The 21,000-nt window shown below is 64.4% G+C and carries 19 protein-coding genes and 3 tRNA genes; 12 read left to right on the forward strand and 10 right to left on the reverse strand.

All coding sequences use genetic code 11. The features are described from left to right. Window position 1 precedes the first annotated feature (1 nt). The 8 genes from pilV (ACYJP6_RS23555) to rluD form a co-directional block, all read right to left on the reverse strand. Window positions 2-598: a type IV pilus modification protein PilV gene (gene pilV, locus ACYJP6_RS23555; RefSeq protein ID WP_459478377.1), complete on the reverse strand. Its 597-nt coding sequence runs from the start codon at window positions 596-598 to the stop codon at window positions 2-4. Then, window positions 599-1,132 carry a GspH/FimT family pseudopilin gene (locus ACYJP6_RS23560; RefSeq protein WP_459478379.1) on the reverse strand — a complete coding sequence of 178 codons (534 nt, stop codon included), beginning with the start codon at window positions 1,130-1,132 and terminating at the stop codon, window positions 599-601. Window positions 1,133-1,493: 361 nt separating this feature from the next. Beyond that, window positions 1,494-1,569 (reverse strand) — tRNA-Lys (locus ACYJP6_RS23565). Window positions 1,570-1,574: 5 nt separating this feature from the next. Next, a tRNA-Pro gene (locus tag ACYJP6_RS23570) sits at window positions 1,575-1,651 on the reverse strand. A 10-nt stretch (window positions 1,652-1,661) separates the two neighbouring features. Beyond that, window positions 1,662-1,737: transfer RNA gene (locus ACYJP6_RS23575), tRNA-Asn, on the reverse strand. Between the two features lie 162 nt (window positions 1,738-1,899). Continuing rightward, entirely contained in the window at window positions 1,900-4,464 is a 2,565-nt protein-coding gene (clpB, locus tag ACYJP6_RS23580) for an ATP-dependent chaperone ClpB (protein WP_459478381.1), read from the reverse strand. A gap of 129 nt (window positions 4,465-4,593) precedes the next feature. After that, a complete protein-coding gene (gene pgeF, locus ACYJP6_RS23585) occupies window positions 4,594-5,325 on the reverse strand; it encodes a peptidoglycan editing factor PgeF (RefSeq protein WP_459478383.1) in 732 nt (243 codons plus the stop codon). Continuing rightward, window positions 5,322-6,281 carry a 23S rRNA pseudouridine(1911/1915/1917) synthase RluD gene (gene rluD / locus ACYJP6_RS23590; protein WP_145006964.1) on the reverse strand — a complete coding sequence of 320 codons (960 nt, stop codon included), beginning with the start codon at window positions 6,279-6,281 and terminating at the stop codon, window positions 5,322-5,324. Before rluD ends, pgeF begins: the two co-directional genes overlap by 4 nt. Window positions 6,282-6,469: 188 nt before the next feature. Between rluD and ACYJP6_RS23595 the strand changes: the two genes are divergently transcribed. After that, a complete protein-coding gene (locus ACYJP6_RS23595; RefSeq protein ID WP_459478385.1) occupies window positions 6,470-7,495 on the forward strand; it encodes an outer membrane protein assembly factor BamD in 1,026 nt (341 codons plus the stop codon). Window positions 7,496-7,606: 111 nt separating this feature from the next. Here the strand turns inward: ACYJP6_RS23595 and ACYJP6_RS23600 are convergent, their stop codons facing one another. Further along, window positions 7,607-9,229, reverse strand: a complete 1,623-nt coding sequence (locus ACYJP6_RS23600) for an NAD+ synthase (protein ID WP_459478387.1) — start codon at window positions 9,227-9,229, stop codon at window positions 7,607-7,609. 132 nt (window positions 9,230-9,361) lie between these two features. On the opposite strand from ACYJP6_RS23600, the gene ACYJP6_RS23605 reads away from it, so the two are divergent. Genes ACYJP6_RS23605 through ACYJP6_RS23615 form a run of 3 tightly spaced genes read left to right on the forward strand, consistent with a single transcriptional unit; the run spans window position 9,362 to window position 12,514 of the window. Further along, window positions 9,362-9,610: a PP0621 family protein gene (locus ACYJP6_RS23605; protein ID WP_459478389.1), complete on the forward strand. Its 249-nt coding sequence runs from the start codon at window positions 9,362-9,364 to the stop codon at window positions 9,608-9,610. Beyond that, window positions 9,594-11,168 carry a sensor histidine kinase gene (locus ACYJP6_RS23610; RefSeq protein ID WP_459478391.1) on the forward strand — a complete coding sequence of 525 codons (1,575 nt, stop codon included), beginning with the start codon at window positions 9,594-9,596 and terminating at the stop codon, window positions 11,166-11,168. The genes ACYJP6_RS23605 and ACYJP6_RS23610 overlap by 17 nt, the downstream gene beginning before the upstream one ends. 2 nt (window positions 11,169-11,170) lie before the next feature. Then, window positions 11,171-12,514 carry a sigma-54-dependent transcriptional regulator gene (locus ACYJP6_RS23615; protein WP_459478393.1) on the forward strand — a complete coding sequence of 448 codons (1,344 nt, stop codon included), beginning with the start codon at window positions 11,171-11,173 and terminating at the stop codon, window positions 12,512-12,514. Here the strand turns inward: ACYJP6_RS23615 and thiO are convergent, their stop codons facing one another. Beyond that, window positions 12,515-13,618 carry a glycine oxidase ThiO gene (gene thiO, locus ACYJP6_RS23620; RefSeq protein ID WP_459478395.1) on the reverse strand — a complete coding sequence of 368 codons (1,104 nt, stop codon included), beginning with the start codon at window positions 13,616-13,618 and terminating at the stop codon, window positions 12,515-12,517. It abuts the gene before it with no gap. Between the two features lie 90 nt (window positions 13,619-13,708). On the opposite strand from thiO, the gene ACYJP6_RS23625 reads away from it, so the two are divergent. From ACYJP6_RS23625 to ACYJP6_RS23660, 8 genes are all read left to right on the forward strand, one after another. Continuing rightward, window positions 13,709-14,242 carry a GspH/FimT family pseudopilin gene (locus ACYJP6_RS23625; RefSeq protein WP_459478397.1) on the forward strand — a complete coding sequence of 178 codons (534 nt, stop codon included), beginning with the start codon at window positions 13,709-13,711 and terminating at the stop codon, window positions 14,240-14,242. Window positions 14,243-14,343: 101 nt separating this feature from the next. Further along, complete coding sequence (locus ACYJP6_RS23630; protein ID WP_459478399.1) at window positions 14,344-14,814, forward strand: pilus assembly FimT family protein; 471 nt, start codon at window positions 14,344-14,346, stop codon at window positions 14,812-14,814. Beyond that, a complete protein-coding gene (pilV, locus tag ACYJP6_RS23635) occupies window positions 14,783-15,379 on the forward strand; it encodes a type IV pilus modification protein PilV (protein WP_459478401.1) in 597 nt (198 codons plus the stop codon). The genes ACYJP6_RS23630 and pilV (ACYJP6_RS23635) overlap by 32 nt, the downstream gene beginning before the upstream one ends. Then, window positions 15,300-16,136: a PilW family protein gene (locus ACYJP6_RS23640; protein ID WP_459478403.1), complete on the forward strand. Its 837-nt coding sequence runs from the start codon at window positions 15,300-15,302 to the stop codon at window positions 16,134-16,136. The genes pilV (ACYJP6_RS23635) and ACYJP6_RS23640 overlap by 80 nt, the downstream gene beginning before the upstream one ends. Next, window positions 16,133-16,702 carry a pilus assembly PilX family protein gene (locus ACYJP6_RS23645; protein ID WP_459478405.1) on the forward strand — a complete coding sequence of 190 codons (570 nt, stop codon included), beginning with the start codon at window positions 16,133-16,135 and terminating at the stop codon, window positions 16,700-16,702. The genes ACYJP6_RS23640 and ACYJP6_RS23645 overlap by 4 nt, the downstream gene beginning before the upstream one ends. Before the next feature lie 9 nt (window positions 16,703-16,711). Further along, a complete protein-coding gene (locus ACYJP6_RS23650; RefSeq protein ID WP_459478407.1) occupies window positions 16,712-20,227 on the forward strand; it encodes a pilus assembly protein in 3,516 nt (1,171 codons plus the stop codon). Continuing rightward, window positions 20,224-20,529 (forward strand): PilY2 family type 4a fimbrial biogenesis protein, encoded by a 306-nt coding sequence (locus ACYJP6_RS23655; RefSeq protein WP_459478409.1) that lies wholly within the window; start codon window positions 20,224-20,226, stop codon window positions 20,527-20,529. The genes ACYJP6_RS23650 and ACYJP6_RS23655 overlap by 4 nt, the downstream gene beginning before the upstream one ends. Beyond that, window positions 20,526-20,999: a type IV pilin protein gene (locus ACYJP6_RS23660; protein WP_459478411.1), complete on the forward strand. Its 474-nt coding sequence runs from the start codon at window positions 20,526-20,528 to the stop codon at window positions 20,997-20,999. Before ACYJP6_RS23655 ends, ACYJP6_RS23660 begins: the two co-directional genes overlap by 4 nt. Window position 21,000 lies beyond the last annotated feature (1 nt).

The raw sequence follows: 21,000 nt of genomic DNA on the forward strand, positions 1-21,000 counted from the left end.
CCTACAACTCCGAGCGCAGCGCGTAATAGCAGACCCCCTTGGGGCAATTGAGGGGATCGTTGCTGGCGTCCTGCCAGGCGACCACCACCATCACCATCGCCCGCGCCGTGGTCTCGCATTTGGCGAGGGGCGTGGTGTTGCCGGAAGCGTCACTGGCCGGCAGCGCGGGTATGCCCGCTGCCGGGCAGACGGCGAAGCTGCTGGTGATCAGCGCGTCCGTCACCGGCAGCAGGGCCTTCACCTGGTTCAGCCAGCAGCCGAGGTCCTGACCGGCTACCGTTTCGCCCCCCGCAGAGCGATCACGGGTCAGGCAAGTCTTGCCGGCATCGAGCGCCTTGGTTCGAAAGGTGCCACCGGGCTGCTTGGCGTAGGCGCCATCGGTCTTGACCTTGTCACTGGCCAATACCTGATCACGGTTGCTGCGCATCAGCTCGAGCAGATCGTTGGCCAGCACCATGGCGTTGCTGCGTTGCACCGAATCCTGGGACAGCGCCACGCTGCGCGTTTGCAAGGCGACCATGCCAAGCACGCCGATGCAGATGATCACCAGGCTGACCAGGACCTCGATCATGCTGAATCCATCCTGTTGGCGCTTCATCTAGCTGCACCCCGTCGCGCTGGGCCGGCCGGGCGCGTAATCGGTCACCGTCAGCACCCCGCCTTGGCTGAGGGTGAATTGCTTGCCCTGGACGAGCGCATTGGTGGCGCAGACGCGGATGGTGGCATCGCCGCCGAGCTTCAGGCTGCCATTGGGCTGGAAGATCAGGCTGGTCAAGGGGCTGCCGCCTACCGACCCGGTGCCGTTGACGCCATTGCCCAGGCCGCCGCTGTACTGGCGCAGGGTCTCGGCGGTCGGCAGCACCACCGTCTTGACGGTGCTGATCTTCAGCGCGCCCATCCAGCCATTGGCGTCTTCCGGGTCAGTGGCGACGATGACGTTCACACCCCGACTCATGGCCTCGCTGCGAGCGTAGTAGAGGGCGCGCTGCAACTCACCGGCCGCGGCCTGGACACGATTGTTCTGGACCAGACTGGCAAAGCCGGGGGCCGCGAGCGCCGTGACGATGCCGAGCAGCGCGATGACCACCAGCACCTCGATGAGGGTGAAGCCCGACGGGTGTCTAGACCGCATTACCACCGCCTGAAAGCTGATTGCTTTCCCTGATAGTAGTCAGGCCGGCGACAGTCGCTAGCACCGAATATCGCTTCGCTGCTGGCTGGAAGCCGCATGAACAAAGGGATCCAGCACAAAGGGCCGATCTAGAGCGGTGCTCCGGAGAGCACCAACCCAAGGCTCGAATAGTAAGAAAAAAGTGCCACCTGCTTGGGATGGCTACGCTAGCTGCCGCCAGCGTCGACCACCCAGACGCCCGGGAGCAAAGCGGATGATCGTGCCAAGGCCTTCCACCGCCAGCGGGACTGCGAGGGAGCCTGGTAAAAACACGGAGGCTGGAAACGCAAAAACCCTCCTTTCGGAGGGTTTCTGGTAAAAATGGTGGGTCGTGCAGGATTCGAACCTGCGACCAATTGGTTAAAAGCCAACTGCTCTACCAACTGAGCTAACGACCCAAAGATGGTCGGGGTAGGGGGATTCGAACTCCCGACATCCTGCTCCCAAAGCAGGCGCGCTACCGGGCTGCGCTATACCCCGAGAATGGAAGTGGCTCCGCGACCTGGACTCGAACCAGGGACCCAATGATTAACAGTCATTTGCTCTACCGACTGAGCTATCGCGGAATTTCGATCTTCCAACCCCTCTTACGTCACTGCCTTTCGGGCTTTGCCGTAAGTGAGGTGCGCCATTTTACGGAAGTAGAAACAGACGTCAACACCTAGCCTGCTGTTTTTTCACAAATTTATGCAGAGGGCCGGACGACCCTGGGATCGTCCGGCGTTTTCCTAGGCGAAGACGATCTCGTCGTCCTCCACCCTGCCCTGGATACGGCTGCCAGGTACGAAGGCACCGGAGAGGATGCGCTGGGCCAGGGGATTCTCGATCCAGCGCTGGATGGCCCGCTTGAGCGGACGCGCACCATAGACCGGGTCGTAGCCCACCGCCACCAGTTTGTCCAAGGCCTCCGGGGTCAACTCCAGTTGCAGGTCGCGCTCGGCGAGGCGCTGGCGCAGGTGCTGCAGCTGGATCTCGGCGATGCCGGAGATCTGCTCGCGCCCCAGCGGCTCGAACACCACCACCTCGTCGATCCGGTTGATGAACTCGGGGCGGAAATGCCCGGCCACCGCATCCATCACCGCCGCACGCTGGGCATCGGGGTCGCCGACCAACTCCTGGATCTGCGCCGAGCCCAGGTTGGAGGTCATGACGATCACCGCGTTGCGGAAGTCCACGGTGCGGCCCTGGCTGTCGGTCAGGCGCCCGTCATCCAGTACCTGCAGGAGGATGTTGAAGACGTCGGGATGCGCCTTCTCCACCTCGTCCAGCAGGACCACCGAGTAGGGTTTGCGCCGCACGGCCTCGGTCAGGTAGCCGCCCTCCTCGTAGCCGACGTAGCCGGGCGGGGCGCCGATCAGCCGGGCCACGGAGTGTTTCTCCATGAACTCGGACATGTCGATGCGCACCATGGCGTCCTCGGTATCGAAGAGGAATTCCGCCAGCGACTTGCACAGCTCGGTCTTGCCCACCCCGGTCGGGCCGAGGAATAGGAAGGAGCCACTGGGGCGATTCGGATCGGACAACCCCGCCCGAGAGCGGCGCACGGCGTTGGCCACGGCGGTGACCGCCTCGTCCTGGCCGATCACCCGGTTGTGCAGGGCCTCTTCCATGCGCAGCAGCTTGTCGCGCTCGCCTTCGAGCATCTTGCTCACCGGAATGCCGGTCCACTTGGAGACCACCTCGGCGATCTCGTCCTCGGTGACCTTGTTGCGCAGCAGCTGGTTGGCCGGCTTCTCGTGCTGGTCGACCATCTGCAGACTGCGCTCCAGATCGGGGATGGTGCCGTACTGCAGCTCGGCCATGCGGTTGAGGTCACCCTTGCGGCGGGCAGCTTCCAGCTCGGTACGCGCCTGCTCGATACGCTGTTGCAGCTGGGCGGAATCCTGCACCTCGGCCTTCTCGGCCTTCCACACCTCTTCCAGGTCGGCGTACTCCTGTTCGAGACGGGCGATATCCTCGTCGAGCTTTTCCAGGCGCTTGCGCGCGGCCTCGTCCTCTTCCTTCTTCAGCGCCTGGCGCTCCACCTTGAGCTGGATCAGCCGGCGGTCCAGGCGATCCAGGGCCTCGGGCTTGGAATCGATCTCCATGCGGATGCGGCTGGCGGCCTCGTCGATCAGGTCGATGGCCTTGTCCGGCAGCTGGCGGTCGGTAATGTAGCGATGGGACAGCTTGGCCGCCGCGATGATGGCACCGTCGGTGATAGCGACCTTGTGGTGCACCTCGTAGCGCTCCTTGAGGCCCCGCAGGATGGCGATGGTGTCCTCTTCGCTCGGCTCGTCCACCAGCACCTTCTGGAAACGCCGCTCCAGGGCCGCGTCCTTCTCGATGTACTGGCGGTATTCGTCGAGGGTGGTGGCGCCCACGCAGTGCAGCTCGCCACGGGCCAGGGCCGGCTTGAGCATGTTGCCGGCGTCCATGGCACCCTCGGCCTTGCCGGCGCCGACCATGGTGTGCAGCTCGTCGATGAACAGGATGACGCGCCCCTCCTGCTTGGCCAGTTCATTGAGCACCCCCTTGAGACGCTCTTCGAATTCGCCGCGGAATTTGGCGCCGGCGATCAGGGCACCCATGTCCAAGGCCAGCAGACGCTTGTCCTTGAGGCCATCGGGCACCTCGCCATTGATGATGCGCTGGGCCAGGCCCTCGGCGATGGCGGTCTTGCCGACGCCGGGTTCGCCGATCAGCACCGGGTTGTTCTTGGTGCGCCGTTGCAGGACCTGGATGGTGCGGCGGATCTCGTCGTCCCGGCCGATCACCGGGTCGAGCTTGCCGTCCTCGGCGCGCTTGGTGAGGTCGACGGTGAACTTGTCCAGCGCCTTGCGGCTGTCTTCGGCATTGGGGTCATTGACCGCCTCGCCGCCGCGCAGGTTGTTGATAGCGTTCTCCAGCGCCTTGCGCGAGACGCCCTGCCCCAGCAGCAACTTGCCGAGCCGGGTGTTCTCGTCCATGGCGGCGAGCAGCACCAGTTCGCTGGAGATGAACTGGTCGCCCTTCTGCTGGGCCAGGCGATCGGCCTGGTTGAGCAGGCGCGCCAGGTCCTGGGAGAGATTCACGTCGCCCGTGGGACTCTGGATCTTGGGCAGCTTGTCGAGCTCTTCGGCCAGGGTCTTGCGCAGGCTGGCGAGGTCGAAGCCGACTTGCCGCAGCAACGGGGGAATGGAACCGCCCTGCTGGTCGAGCAAGGCGGAGAAGAGATGCAGCGGCTCGATGGCCGGATGGTCGTGGCCGACCGCCAGGGACTGGGCATCCGCCAGGGCGAGCTGCAATTTGCTGGTGAAGCGATCTATACGCATGGGCAAGGTCCTATCTGAGACGCGGGACAGCGCGGCAGACGGCGCTTTCGATTACCCGCGGGAATGGTCTTTAGATAGGGGCGATGCTTAACGATTCAAGCCAAGGAGGCTTGACATCCCAAAAAATACTTAGGCGTTGATCCAGATCAGGCTGGCGAAGCGACCGGTGCGGGGAGCACGCCGATAGGAGAAGAAACGCTCCTGATCGGTGAAGGTGTCCAGGCCGCCGCCGTAGACTGCGGTGACGCCCTGGGCGGCGAGACGCAGGCGAGCCAGGGCATAGAGGTCGCCCAGGTACTTGTCGCCGCCGCGGGCCACGAAACACTGTGCGGCCTCGGCGTGTTGGGCGACGAAGGCCGCACGCACCTCGGCACCCACTTCGAAGCTGGCGGGGCCGATGGCCGGGCCCAGCCAGACCAGCACCTCCGAAGGCGGCACGGCCAGGCTGGCCGCCGCGGCTTCCAGCACCCCGCCGGCAAGACCCCGCCAGCCGGCATGGGCCGCCGCGACGCGGGAACCGTCGCGGCGACAAAACAGCGCTGGCAGGCAGTCGGCGGTCATCATGGTCACGGCGATGCCGGGGGTTTCGCTCCAGGCCGCGTCGGCGCGTAGCACCCGATCAGGATCGGCCTCGACGACGTCGGTTCCGTGCACCTGCTCGAGCCACGCGGGGCGGCAGCCCAGGGCCTGGCCCAGGCGCCGACGATTTTCCTCAACGGCTGCCAGGTCGTCACCGACATGGGCGCCCAGGTTGAAGCTGGCGAAAGGTCCCTGACTGACACCACCCGCCCGGGTGGTTACGCAGGCCTGGACGCCGACCGGCGCCGGCCAGTCCGGCCGCAGCCAGTCGGCGCCGCTCACTCGAAGGACTCCCGGTCCTGGCGCAGCAGGTCCAGCAGCCAAACCAGGTCTTCCGGCAGCGGCGACTCCCAGCGCAGCCGCTCGCCGGTCACCGGATGATCCAGTTCGAGGAAACGGGCATGCAGCGCCTGGCGGGGGAATTCGCGCAGGGTCTTGATCAGGGTCGGGTTGGTCGCTGGCGGAATCTTGAAGCGCCCGCCATAGACCGGATCGCCCACCAGTGGAAAGCCGACGTGAGTCATGTGCACGCGGATCTGGTGGGTGCGCCCGGTCTCCAGCTTGACCCGGGTATGGGTATAGGCGCGGAAGCGCTCCAGCACCCGGTAGTGACTGACGGCGGGCTTGCCGCCGGCGATCACCGCCATCTGCTGGCGACGCTGGGAGTGGCGGCCGATGGGGGCATTGACCGTCCCCCCGGCCACGATCACCCCGGCGACGATGGCTTCGTAGATACGACTCACCGAACGCGCCTGCAACTGGGCGACGAGGTGGGTATGGGCCTCCAGGGTCTTGGCCACCACCATGAGGCCGGTGGTGTCCTTGTCCAGGCGATGGACGATGCCGGCGCGCGGCACGCTTTCCAGCCCAGGCACGTGATGCAGCAGGGCGTTGAGCAGGGTACCGTCGGCGTGGCCGGCGGCCGGATGCACCACCAGGCCGGCCGGCTTGTCGAGCACCAGCAGGTGGTCGTCCTCGTAGACGATGTCCAGCTCGATGTCCTGGGCCACCCATTCGCCCTGGGCCTCGCGCTCGGCGCGCAGCGCCAGTTGGGCACCGCCGTGCACGGTATCGCGCGGGCGCAGCACGGCGCCATCGACGGTCAGGCTGCCGTCCTTGATCCAGGCGGCGAGACGCGAACGGGAGTGATCGGCGAACAGCTGGGCAGCGACCTGATCGAGGCGCTGGCCACCGAGTTCGGAGGGGACTTCGGCATTGAGAACGATGGATTCGGACATGGATCTGCGCGGGCAATGGCAGGGCTTTTGGAATCGGCCCGACCCTGTGGTTAAATACGGCGACTTTTTTGCCCCGGCATTCCGGGTCGATCATCATAACAGGACGGTTCCGGCCCCGTCACAGGCTAGGTGAGTGCCTTCCGCCCTCATCCCTGCACCGCCGACCGTTTCGGGGAATCCAAGCCGCCATGCAATTGAAGCACCTGCTGCTGGTCACCAGCCTAGTCCTCACCGCCGCCTGCTCCTCGAAAGCGCCCGAGGTTCCGGAGAACATGCCGGAGGGCGAACTCTATACCCAGGCCCAGCGCGATATTTCCAACAGCAGCTACACCGATGCCATCAGCAAGCTGAAGGCGCTGGAGTCGCGGTATCCCTTCGGTCGCTATGCCGAACAGGCCCAGCTCGAGCTGATCTACGCCAACTACAAGAATGGCGAGCCCGAGGCGGCCCGTACCGCGGCCGATCGCTTCATCCGCCTGCACCCGCAGCACCCCAACGTCGACTACGCCTACTACATGAAGGGCGTGTCCTCCTTCGAACAGGATCGGGGCCTGCTGGCGCGCTTCCTGCCGCTGGACATGACCAAGCGTGACCCGGGCGCCGCGCGCGATTCCTTCAACGACTTCGCCCAGTTCACCAGTCGCTTCCCCAACAGCCGCTACGCCCCGGACGCCAAGGCGCGCATGGTCTACCTGCGCAACCTGCTGGCGGCCTACGACATCCACGTCGGCCACTACTACCTGACCCGCAAGGCCTATGTGGCCGCCGCCAACCGTGGCCGCTACGTGGTGGAGAACTTCCAGGGCACCCCGTCGGTCGGCGATGGCCTGGCGATCATGACCGAAGCCTACCAGCACCTGGGTCTGAACGACCTGGCGGCGACCAGCCTGGAAACCCTGAAGCTCAACTACCCGGACAACGTCAGCCTCAAGAATGGCGAATTCCAGCTACGCGAGCCGGACGACAAGGATCAGCAGCGCTCCTGGCTGACCCGAGCGACCCTGGGCCTGATCGATCGCCCGAGCGATCCGCTGCCGCCCGGCGAGACCCGTGCCAGCCAGGACATCCAGCGCAAGTACCAGGAAGAGCGTGACAACCTGGCACCCGAGCTGCGCATCGTCGACCCGGCCGAAGCCGAGAAGGTCGGCGGCGCGACGCCGGCGCCGGTCAAGCGCTCCTGGTTCAGCCGTCTGACCTTCGGCCTGTTCGACTGACCACGCGCCGAACGCGAAAAAGGGGAAGTCAGTGGCTTCCCCTTTTTTATGGCGCTCGCAACGGGCTGCGAAAACCCTGGCGCCGGATCGCAGGATCCGGCGCCGACCATGCTAGTCGCCGATCCGCCAGCCGGAGGTGATCGGATAGCGCCGGTCCCGACCGAAGCCGCGCTGGGTCACGCGCGCGCCAACCGCCGCCTGCCGGCGCTTGTACTCGTTGAGATCCACCAGGCGCAGCACCTTGCGCACCACCTCCTCGTCGAAGCCGGCGGCGACGATGTCCACGGCCGAGAGATCCTGCTCGACGTACAGCCGCAGGATCTCGTCGAGTACCGGATAGGGCGGCAGCGAGTCCTCGTCCTTCTGGTCCGGCGACAACTCCGCCGACGGCGGCCGGTCGATCACCCGCTGGGGAATCACCTCGCCAGCGCGATTGCGGTACTCGCACAGGCGGAACACCAGGGTCTTGGGCACGTCCTTGAGCACATCGAAGCCGCCAGCCATGTCGCCATAGAGGGTGGCGTAACCGACGGCCATCTCGCTCTTGTTGCCGGTGGTGAGCACCAGGTAGCCCTTCTTGTTGGAGATGGCCATCAGCAGGGTCCCGCGGCAGCGGGCCTGCAGATTCTCCTCGGTGATATCCCGCCCGAGCCCGGCGAATTCACCGGCCAGGGTCTGCTGGAAGGCCTCGACCATGGCGGCGATGGGCAGCACGCTGTAGCGCACGCCCAGGGTGCGGGCCTCGGCTTCGGCATCGTCCAGGCTCATCTGGGCGGTGTAGTGATAGGGCATCATCACCGCCTCGACCTGCTCGGCGCCGAGGGCATCCACCGCCACCGCCAGCACCAGGGCCGAATCTATCCCGCCGGACAGGCCCAGCACCACGCCCTTGAAACCATTCTTGCGCACGTAGTCGCGTACCCCGAGCACCAGGGCGTCATAGACGCTGGCCTCCAGCGAGGCGACCGGCGCGGTAGCGGCGGGCAGTGGATTCAGGTCCGCGTCGAAGGCGACCGGATAGAGGCCCTCGGCGAAGGCCGGCGCCCGCTGGCTGACCTGGCCCCGGGCATCCACCACGAAGGAATGGCCGTCGAACACCAGCTCATCCTGGCCCCCCACCTGGTTGACGTAGACCACCGGCATGCCGCCCTCGCGGGCACGCGCGCCCACCACGGCCTCGCGCTCCGGCTGCTTGTCGCCATGGAAGGGCGAGGCATTGAGGTTGAGCATCAGCCGGGCCCCGGCCTGGCGCGCCTTGGCCATGGGTTCGGCGAACCAGATGTCCTCGCAGATGGTGACGCCGATGGCCACGCCCCGGAAGTCGAATACCGCGGCGCTGTCGCCCGGCTCGAAATAACGCTTCTCGTCGAACACCCGATAGTTGGGCAGCTGCTGCTTGCGATAGAAGGCGAGTTGGGCGCCATCGCGGTAGACCGCACAGGCGTTGAAGCGGCGCCCCTCCTCCAGCCAGGGAAAGCCCACCAGCACATGGATCCCGCTGATCTCGTCGCGGATCCGCTGCAGACCCTGCTCGATGCGCCGCTGCATGCTCGAGCGCAGCAGCAGGTCCTCGGGCGGATAGCCACACAGCGACAATTCCGGGAAGACGATGAGATCGCCCTGCAACCGGTCGCGGGCTTCGCGTGCCGCGTCGATGATGCGCTCCACGTTGCCGTGGATGTCGCCCACCTTGAGATTCAATTGCGCCATCACGACGTTCAGCAGCTGAGTCATGCACTCTTCCTAGCCGGGTTTGTCGCGGCATTTTCCCGCATCGCGCGAAGCCGGACAATCGATGCCACTCAGGGCTCACCCGCGCCGACGGCCCTGTTAAACTTGCCCATCCCTTACCTCGCGAGATCATCCATGGGTCTGTTTCGCCTGCTGTTGTGGCTCGTCCTGCTGGGCGCGCTGTTCTGGATGATCAGGCGCTGGTGGCGCGGCAAGACGCAGAAACCGGCCGGCAAGGCCCGTCCACTGCCGCCCAATCCCATGGTGCGCTGTGCCCATTGCGGGATCCACGTGCCCCAGGAGCGGGCCCTGGCCGATGGCGACAACCAGCGCTGGTACTGCAGCGCCGAACATCGCCGGTTGCAGCATGAGCAGCGCGACTGACCCAGGCGTCCTGCGAGCCGACGCGGTCCTGCGGCTCTATCACCTCTACCGCATCGTCATCGGCCTGGCGCTGGTGGTGCTGATTTCCAGCGACCTCGACCAGCAGTGGCTGCGCACCGTGGATGGCGAGCTGTTCCGCCAGGCCAGCTGGACCTACCTGGCGGCCAACGCCCTGCTGGCGATCGGCCAACGCGGGTTGCGTGGCCATGCCTTCACCCTGGCGCTGATCGACATCCTCGCCCTGGGCGGACTGTTCTTCCTGGCCGGTGGCATCGCCAGCGGCATGGGTAGTCTGCTGGTGGTGACCGTCGGCGTCTCCAACGTCCTCATCCGCGGCCGCCGCGGCCTGCTGATCGCCGCCCTGGCCGCCATCGCCCTGCTGCTGGCGACCGGCTACCTCGGCCTGCGCCGTGGCGACGGCGGCAGCGGCTACGTGCAGGCGGCGGGCCTCGGCACCCTCTGCTTCGCCACCGCGCTGCTGGTCCAGGGCCTGGTCAGGCGGCTGCTGGACAGCCAGGCCCTGGCCGAGGACCGCGCCACCACCGTGGCCGAGCTGCAAGCCCTCAATGCACTCATCCTCGCGCGCATGCGCACGGGCATCCTGGTCTTCGATGCCGAATACCAGGTGCTGCTGACCAATCCAGCAGCCCGGCGCCTGCTCGGCGTGGACGACGAGGCGACGATCACGCCACGCAGCCTGGGCCTGGCCCAGCGGCTGGAGGAATGGGAGCGCAACCCCAGCATACGTCCCGCCCCCCTGCGCGCCTATGCCAACGGGCCGCTGCTGCAGCCGAGTTTCGCCCGCCTGCAGCAGGCCGAAGGCGAGCGGGTGCTGACCTTCCTCGAGGACGTCTCGCGGATCGCCCAGCAGGCCCAGCAACTCAAGCTCGCCTCCCTCGGCCGCCTCACCGCCGGTATCGCCCACGAGATCCGCAATCCGCTGGGCGCCATCAGCCATGCGGCCCAGCTGTTGCAGGAATCCGAAGAACTGGCCACGCCAGACCGCCGCCTGGCGCAGATCATCCAGGATCAGTCGCGGCGGATGAACCGGGTGGTGGAAAACGTCCTGCAGCTGTCACGCCGTCGCCAGGCAGCGCCGCAGCTGATCGACCTGCGCTACTGGGCGCACCGCTTCGCCGGCGAGTTGCGCCCTACCCTGCCGTCCGGCCAGACGCTGCACGTCAAGACCGAGCCCGGCACCCTGCAGACCCATATGGATCCCCACCAGCTGGGTCAGATCCTGACCAACCTGGTGCAGAACGGCCTGCGCTACAGCTGCCAGAAGCACGGCGTCGGCCAGGTCTGGATCAATACCTACCGCGACCCGGACAGCGACCTGCCCATCCTCGAGGTCATCGATGACGGACCGGGCGTCGCCGCCGAGCAGCTGGACCACCTGTTCGAGCCCTTCTTCACCACCGAAAACAAGGGGACCGGGCTGGGCCTGTACATCTCTCGCGAGCTTTGCGAGAGCAACCAGGCCAGACTTGGCTATCATCCCTTGGCGAGCGGCAGCTGTTTTCGCATCACCTTCGCCCATCCCCGCACAATGAGCTGAGCATGGCCCGACAGAAAGTCCTGATCGTCGACGATGAACCCGATATCCGCGAACTCTTGGAAATCACGCTGGGCCGGATGAAGCTCGATACCGCCAGCGCCAAGAACATCGCCGATGCGCGGGCCGTCCTCGAGCGGGAAAGCTTCGACCTCTGCCTGACCGACATGCGCCTGCCCGATGGCTCGGGGCTGGACCTGATCCAGTTCATCCAGCAGCGCCTGCCGCAGCTGCCCGTGGCCATGATCACTGCCTTCGGCAGCCTGGAGACCGCGGTCCAGGCACTCAAGGCCGGCGCCTTCGACTACCTCACCAAGCCGGTGGACCTGCCGCGCCTGCGCGAACTGGTCGGCACCGCGCTGCGACTGTCCGGCAACGGCACCACGCCGGCCACTGGCGCCAGCGAAACCCAGCTGCTCGGCGATTCGCCGCCCATGCGCGCCCTGCGCGGCCAGATCGCCAAGCTGGCGCGCAGCCAGGCGCCGGTCTATATCAGCGGCGAGTCGGGCAGCGGCAAGGAACGGGTGGCCCGCCTGATCCATGAGCAGGGCCCGCGCGCTGGCCGGCCCTTCGTCCCGGTCAATTGTGGCGCCATTCCCTCGGAGCTGGTGGAAAGCGAATTCTTCGGTCATCGCAAGGGCAGCTTCACCGGCGCCATCGAGGACAAGCAGGGCCTGTTCCAGGCCGCCCAGGGCGGTACCCTGTTCCTCGACGAGGTGGCCGACCTGCCGCTGCCGATGCAGGTCAAGCTGCTGCGCGCCATCCAGGAAAAGGCCGTGCGCCCGGTCGGCAGCCAGCAGGAGATCAGCCTGGACGTACGCATCCTCAGCGCCACGCACCGGGATCTCGCCGCCGAGGTGGCCGCCGGCACCTTCCGCCAGGACCTCTACTATCGCCTCAACGTCATCGAGTTGCAGGTGCCCGCGCTGCGTGAGCGCCGCGAGGACATCGGCGCCCTGGCCAGCTACATGCTCGAACGCCTGGCACGGGAGGCGGGACTCGCCCCGGCGACGCTCGGCGAGGATGCCCTGGCCAAGCTCAAGAGCTACCGCTTCCCCGGTAACGTGCGAGAGCTGGAAAACATGCTGGAGCGCGCCTACACCCTCTGCGAGGGCGACGTCATCCGGCCCGCCGACCTGCGCCTGGCCGATGCCCCGGCCGCCACTGCCACCGGTGAGGCCAGCCTGGCCAACATCGCCAATCTCGAGGACCACCTGGAGTCCATCGAGCGCCAGCTGATCATGCAGGCACTCGAAGAAACCCGCTGGAACCGGACAGCCGCGGCAGAACGCCTGGGCCTGTCGTTCCGCTCGATGCGCTACCGCCTGAAGAAGCTCGGCATCGACTGATCAGCCGAGCGCCAGCCGCGCCGCGGGCGCATAGGGTGCGGGGTCGATGATGGGCGTGCGCTCGGTGAGCAGATCGGTCAGCAACTGGCAGGAGGCCGGCGCCAGCACCAAGCCATTGCGGTAGTGCCCGCAGTTGAGCCAGAGCCCGGGCAGCTCCGCTACCGGACCGATGAAGGGCACGCCATCCGGCGATCCCGGTCGCAGCCCCGCCCAGTGCCCGACCGGCGCCTGTGCGGCCAACGCCGGCAACAATTCGGCCGCGGAGGCCTGCAGGCTGGCCAGCGCCTCGGCGGTCGGCGTCTTGTCGAACTCGGCATGCTCCAGGGTGCTGCCGATCAGGATGTGACCGTCCCGCCGGGGAATGGCGTAGCGCCCCTTGGCCAGCACCATGCTGGACAGATAGCCCGCCGGTTGGCGATACAGCAGCATCTGCCCCTTCACCGGCCGCACGGGCACCGCCAGCCCCAGCATCTGCAGCAGCTCACCGCTCCAGGCCCCCGCGCAAACCACCACCGACTCGGCGCGAAGCTCCGCGCGAGGCGTCCGCACCCCCACGACCCGCGCGCCCGCGCGCAGGAAGCCGGTCACCGGTGAATCGCTCAGCAGGGTCACGTTCGGCAGGCGCAGCAGGGCTTCCCGCAGGGAGCGCACCAGCCGCGGATTGCGTACATTGGCCACCCCCGCCATGAAGACCGCGCGCTCATAGCCCGGCCCCAGCACCGGCACCCGCTGCCGCACCTCCGCGACCGAGACCGACGCCAGCGGCCGCACATTGCGCCGCGCCCAGTCCAGTGCCTCGGCCTCATCCTCCAGATCGAGCCAGTACAGCCCCGTCACCTCGACCTCGGGGTCCACCCCGGTCTCCTGCCGCAACCGCTCGCCGAGCACCGGATAGAAATCCTGCGACCAGTGCGCCAGCGCCGTCACCGCCGGCTGATAGCGCCACGGATAGAGCGGCGAAACGATGCCGCCCCCCGCCCAGGACGCCTCCCGCCCCGGCTCGCCACGCTCGATCACCACCACCCGCCGACCGCTCAAGGACAGGTGATACGCCGACAACAGCCCCAGGGCACCGGCACCTATCACAGCTACATCGAAGATCACGTAATACCTCGCCTGTTGCGCTTTGACGATCTCCCCTAAAACTGTCAAAACTCTGCGAGGGCCAGGACGGCCCCTCAAGGAGATCAAGGAATGAGATCCATCGTCGCATATCGCCGTCAGTCCGGTCTGACGCTGATCGAACTTTGTACCGTCATCCTGGTGCTGGTCATCGGAGCCGCTATCGCGGTGCCAGCCCTGCAGGCATTGGTTGATCGACAGCGGCATACGAGCACCCTGCATACCCTGACCAAGCACCTTGGCTATGCGCGCCAACAAGGCGTACAACGCGGTCAGCGCGTGCGGGTCTGCCCAGTCGACCCTAGCGGACTCTGCGGCACCGACTGGAGCCTGGGCTGGCAGATCCTGGATGCCGAAGACCGGGTTCTGCTCAGTACACCTATCGCCCACAGGCGCCAGCGTCTGCTGCTCTTTTCACCCAGCGCCACGGCCATCGTCTATCAGAGCAACGGCACCACGCAGATGGGTAATGGTACCTTCGTGTTATGCAATACCCAGGGCCAGCCCATCTGGGCACTGGTCGTCAATCGGCAGGGACGCCTACGCCACCGCATCCCGGAAACGCGGGATCACGCGCGCTGTAGCGAGGTATCTGGCCAGACGTGACCGGTCGTCAGCGGTAGGCTTCCGGCAGTCTAGAGGGGCTGGGCCGGTCTGTATCGCCTTTGACACACTGGCCTGATAACGCTGTCTTCAAGGAAGATCCGATGCACTCGCGAGCGTCTCGTGGCATCACTCTGGTTGAATTGCTGGTAGTGATAGCCCTCGTCGCCATCGTCGCCAGCTTTGCCGCGCCCAGTTTCACGGGATCCTTGCGCAGCAATCGCGTTACCGCCGCGCTCTCCGAGCTCAATGGCCTTTTCCAGTACGCCCGTGCCGAAGCCCTGACCCGCGCAGCCTCCATTGCAGTGGCACGCGCGGGTGACACCTGGAACGTGACGTCGGGTAGTCAAACCCTGCGCCAGGTGACCCTGAGTGGCGTCACAGTGGCGACCAATACAGCGAACGTCACCCTTCGCGCCAATGGCACCCTGAATACCAATCTGGTGGCACTGCTCTGCGCGGACAATCAGGCTGCCGGCGCCCAGAAGCTACTGATCGATCGTACCGGCCGCTCGCGAACTCCAGCCCAAGGAAAGGACGAGGATGGCAAAGCGCTCACCCAATGTACGCTCTAGGTCGACCAAAGGCTTCAGCATGATCGAGGTGCTGATCGCCCTGGTGGTGATCTGTATCGGCGTACTCGGCTTGGCCGCCTTACAGGGTAAAACCCTGAGATACACCAACGAGGCAGGTAACCGTAACGCCGCGGCGATGCTCGCCGCGGACCTCATCGAGATGATGCGCAGCAATCGCGGGCAGCTTATCGGCAGTAACGGCAAACTCGCCACCGACTCCTCCTACTTCAAGGCGGCTGGCAACGACTTCCCGACCACGCGCACCAGTAGTTGTCGTAACACGAACGGCTGTACGCCCAGTCAGCTGGCAGAGGATCAGCTAGCCGGATGGGTGCAGCAGGTACGCCGTACCCTACCCATAGGCGACGACGATGGCCTGCTGAAGAACCAGTACGTCATCTGCGCGACCCAGAATCCAACCGCTGCCACGCCCTGCTCGCAAACGGGCTCGGCAATCCTCATTCAACTCGCCTGGCTGGGCAAGGATGCCTGCCCGTCCGGACAGACCTGCCCCTCACTGGACGCCGACCATCGTGAATACTACCGCATCAGTTTCCAGCCTTGAGCCGGGGGGCCGCGCAGTGGTCCGCCGCCAATCCAAGGGTATCTCGCTGGTGGAGTTGCTCATCGCCTTGGCGCTGGGCAGCTTTCTGATCATCGGTGTGACCCAGGCATTCCTCAACGGCCGCCTGCATGCGCTCAGTCTGAACAACCAGCTCGGCAATCAGGACAGCAGCCGTTTCGCGCTCATGCTGATCGAGCAATATCTGCTCAAGGCCGGTTATCGCACCAGGGCCCAGGATTCGCGTGAGCTGGTCTTCCCTGCCCTCGCCGCGGCTGACGGCTGCCCGGCGTTCGCCAGTCGCCAGAGCATCGTGCCCACGACCGATGGCCAGGGCGTCTGTCTGCGCTATCAGCGGCGCAGCAGGACGGAGCTCGACTGCCTGGGCAATCAGATCAACGTCACCACCGCCATCGTCACCCGCATCGGACGCGATGCCAGCAACGATTCTCTGGTATGCGCCGCTCAGGGCCAGTCAGCGCAAGCCTTCGTCTCTGGCATTGGCAACATGCAGTTCATCTACGGCCAGGACAAGAACGCCGACCGGCTGGCCGATACCTTCATTGCCAATCCAGCCGCCGGTACCGATCTGGTAGCCGTCAGGATCGCGATCCTGCAGCGCAGTGAAAGCGCTCAGGTAGCGCTCGGCAGACAGGAATACTTCTTTCCACTCGATGCGGCTGAAGCCACCACCGCTCCCGACAACAGTCTCTATCGCTCCGTACAGAGCACTGTCACCTTGAGGAACCTGGCGCCATGATGGCTCCCAACGTCACACGGCAAAGGGGCGCGGTATTGCTGATCGCCATGATCATGCTGCTGCTGGTCACCCTGCTCGCCATTACCGGCATGCGCAACACCGTGGTGGAGGAAAAGCTCGTCGGCTACTCCCGTGATCACTTGGCCGCGGTCAATGGCGTGGAGTCAGCGTTGCGCGAGGCGGAAACGCGGCTGGCGCTGAATCTCGGTCCGCCGGATACCACCGCTGATTGCCGCGACACCGCGAAGATATGCCTATTCGCCAGGCTACCCAGCAATCTGCACGTCAACGACTGGAACTGGTGGCAACAGGAACAGAACGCGCTGCCGTACCAGGGCAATGCCAGCAGCACCACCACACTCTACAACCTCGACCAGCCGCCGCGCTGGCATACGGCCTTCATTGGCTTCGATCCAGCCAATTCGCAAGGCAATGTCGAGGTGACCGACCCAGTCCTACGTCGTCGTGGCGTAGGCCCCTACTACTACCAGAACAACGCGACCTCGCGAGGCTACTCGTCACGCCTCACCGCGACCGGTCAGTCCACTCAAGTCCAGCGCTACTGAGAACCTATGATGTCGAATATCCAGAGGATCCTCTCGACGCTACGGTACCTGACCTGTGGCTTGGTGGCCGCCGCCCCGGTGCATGCAGCGCAGATCGTGCCGAGCAACCAACCGCTATTTCTCAATCAGTCCGTAGCGCCCAATATCCTGGTTACGCTGGACGACTCAGGCAGCATGCAATCTGGCTATACGCCCGATTCTCATTCCGACAAGAACAAGGTCTACTTCAAATCCCGGACCTATAACGGTAGTTATTACGATCCTACGGTCACCTATCAAGTCCCCAAGAAGGTTACCTTCGAGCAGGGCAATCTGATCATCACCGACTATCCTACGCCCAGCCTGACCAACGCCTGGAAGAATGGCTTCCTGCAGCAGGATGCTTTGAGCCTGGCGAGCAACTACCGGGCAACCCGTGCCTATGACTACTATCGGAACGTAAACGACGAATCGAACGTCTCCGAATACTATTACGACTTCACCTGTAATGCGGCGACAGATGCCAATATCGTCAATGAAAGATGCTACACGGCTGGCAAGCTGACCTCGGATGCGCAGAAGACCAACTTCGCCATCTGGTACTCCTATTACCGCACCCGTGAATTAGCGACCCAATCGGCGGCGAGCCTGGCCTTTTATCGACTGCCAGAAACGCTGCGGCTATCCTGGCAGAGTCTCAACTCGGCCTGTAACAGAATTGGCTCAGGGACAGTTACCGGCAACTGCTACAGCAACGTCTTGAGAACCTTTAGCGGTCAACACAAAGCCAATTTCTACAGTTTCCTTGCCAACTTCAGCGCCAGTGGCGGTACCCCGCTCAAGCGGGCCTTGACGCGCGCCGGCGATCTGCTGAAGGACACGACGGTCAACGGGCCCTATGCTGAAAATCCCGGCACCTCCATAGGGACGGAATACGCCTGCCGACCGACCTATCACATCCTGATGACCGATGGCGTCTGGAACGAAAACAACGGTGCCAACGAGCAACGTGACTACGATAGTGACAGAGCGGGCATTTCTCTTCCGGATGGCAAGACCTACTCACCACGCATGCCCTTTAGCGATCGTCCGAGCGGCTCCTATCAGAACAACCGCTCCCTCGCCGACTTGGCGCTCTATTACTGGGCGACAGACGCCAGATCGCTGGACAACAAGATCAAACCCTATATTCCCTTCAAGAACAGCAGCGATCCGACTGCCGAATACTTCGATGCACGCAATGATCCCGCGACTTGGCAACATCTGACCAATTACACCATCGGCCTGGGTCTCAGCGGCAGTCTTGACGACGATCCCAAGTGGGCTGGATCGACCTATGCAGGTGGTTACGAAAAGTTGGTAGCGGGTACGGCCAGCTGGCCCAATGTCAGCAGTCTGAGCGAAAGCAATGTCTATGACCTTTGGCACGCTGCGATAAACTCCCGCGGGGAGTTCTTCGCCGCCGACAGTCCAGACACCCTGGCCGGAGCCTTCCAGACCATCCTTTCTCGCATTGGCGATCGCCAGACCTCCGCAGCGGCCGTGGCCGTCGAATCCTCGCGCATCAGTCAAGACAACGAAGCCTACTTCGTTCGCTTCTCCACGGAAGACTGGAGCGGGCAACTGGTCAAGAATCAGATAGATAACGCCACCCAGGAACCTACGATGGTCTGGGATGCCCGGGATCTGCTGACCGGTACCGGGCGCAACATTACCTTTGCCCGTCAAGGCACCCTGAGCAGGCTGCAATGGAGCGCGCTCAGTGACACTCAGAAGGCCCAGCTCAACGTCGGCGACGATGGTAAGGCCGACACGCTGGGGCAAGCGCGGCTCGCCTACATCCTGGGTGATCGAAGCAATGAGGGCACCGACAGTGATCAGTTTCGCGAGCGACGCTACCTGCTTGGCGACATCATCAACTCCAGTCCGGCAGTCGTCGGCGCCGCTGAAAGCCCCCTGGTCCTGGCCATCGAACAGGATCGGCTGAGCGGCGCCCTGGCCAACTCCGCCATCGAACGCTATAGCGAGTTCTTCGCCACTCAGAGCAGGCGCGCCAAGCGGATCTACGTGGGTGCCAACGACGGCATGCTGCACGGCTTCGATGATGACGGCATCGAACGCTTCGCTTTCGTGCCTTCGGCAGTGTTCGCCAACCTGCACTGGCTGCCTTCCCAACGCTACAAAGGCACCATGCACCGCTATTTCGTCGATGGCACTCCCGTCACGTCCGAAATCCTCATCGACAACAAGTGGCGCACCATCCTGGTAGGCACGTTGCGCGGTGGTGGCACGGCACTGTTCGCCCTTGATGTCACCGAGCCCGGCAAGGAGAAGCTGCTCTGGGAATTCAGCGACCAGAATGATAGCGATCTCGGTTACCTGTTCGGCCAACCCTCGGTCATTCGCCTTCATGACGGCAATTGGGGGGTGGTCTTCGGCAACGGCTATGGCAGCAAGAACGACAAAGCAGCGCTATTCGTGCTCAACGCCGTCAATGGAACCGTAATCAGCAAGCTGGTTCCGCCAGCGGGCGTTGGCGTCAACGGCCTATCCACGGTACGACCGGTCGACTTGAATGGCGACCTGATCACCGAGTACCTGTATGCCGGCGATTTGCTCGGCAATCTCTGGCGATTCGACCTGTTTGGCAAGAACCAGACAAGTTTCGCGGTGATAGGTAGCGACGGCAAGCTGGCCACCTCGGCATCCGGCGATTGGCGAGTCGCCTTTGGCGGCAAGCCGCTGTACCGCGCCATGGTCAGGAACATCAACGGCCAAGACGTCGCCCAGCCCATCATGGCTGCTCCGTCACTCGTGCAGCATCCCCTGCAACGCGGCTACATCATTAACTTCGGCACGGGTCGTTACGTGACGGACGGCGACGCTACCCCGGACAAGACGCGCAGCATGTCGCTCTACGGCATCTGGGACAACCAACTGGACCCGGCCAAGGGCGTCTCTACAAGCACTCCTGTCTTGAGCCGCGCCAATCTGGTGGGCCAAAGCCTGACGGTCAGTGCTACGGCAGCCTTCACTGACAGCGATGGCGGTGGCACAACCCGCGAGTACCGCATGCTCAGCTCTAACCCGGTCAACTGGTATAGCGCCGACGGTACGAGCGTCGCCAAGTATGGTTGGTATCTGGATCTCAAGAATGGCGACTCACTTGAAGGCGAGATGCTGGCCTTCGACATGGTCACACGTGCTCGGGTCCTGTTGGCCAGCACCCTGGTGCCCAATAGCGATCCCTGCGAGCCCGGCGTCAGCGGCTGGTTGCTCGCCTTGGACGCCACCACGGGCGGCGCCTTCAGCTACGACGTGCTCGACCTCACCCGTAATCGCCAAATCAACCTGGCGGACGGCTTCAATAAACGACCCGTGTCCATGATACGTTTGGCTGGCTTCGGCACTCCCACCGTCGTGGGTGATCGCATTTGGCTCAACGACCCGGACAAATTGCGGTCGCCGGAAATGTTCTATAGCGGACCCGATGCCACCGGCCGGCAGAGTTGGCGCCTGATCGACGAGGAGGATAGCGAGCAATGAAGCCAACGGCCCTGTTCCTAGCTCTGGTTGCGCTACTGGCCAGTGTAGAAAGCTATGCAGAGACCTTTGAAATCGCTGGCACGATCGAGTCGGTCAGGCCTGATCGGAACGAGATCGTCATCGACGGACAACGGTATCGCTTGCCCAACACCGTAATCGACAGCGGTGCGCCAAATGCCGGACCGGCGATCTTTCAAGTCACGCCCGGGACGAGCGTAGCGTGCTCGGGATCGACCGAGGGAGAACCGCTGATAGAGACGCTTCACATTCACCGCCGGTTGCATCGGCTAACCCACCCGTGAACCAGCTCCGTGGCTTTACCCTCATTGAACTGCTCATCGCGGTGGCCATCGTTGCCATCCTCTCGGCCATCGCCTATCCGAGCTACCAGGAATACGTTCGCCGCGCCAATAGGGCCGAAGGCCAGAGCCTGCTGCTCGATGCCGCTGCGCGCCAGGAACGTTTCTTCGCGCAGAACAACACCTATGTGACCAGCCAGGCGAACCTGGCTCAGTTACAGCTGAAGAACACAACCACCTCAGGCTCTGGAGCCAGCGCAACCACGGTGGTGAGTTCGGAAACGGGCAAATACCAGCTGGCGGTTAGCAGCGCGGACGGCGATGGCGGTTACACCCTGACGGCCAGGCAACAGTTTGGAGACGAGGCGCGCTGTGGCAACCTCACCCTCAATGCCATCGGCATAAAGGGAAGGAACATAACGGCAACGGGCAGCTCGGGATTGGCAAAAAGCGTGCAGGATTGCTGGCGCTGAG

Source organism: Pseudomonas sp. No.117, assembly GCF_054558395.1.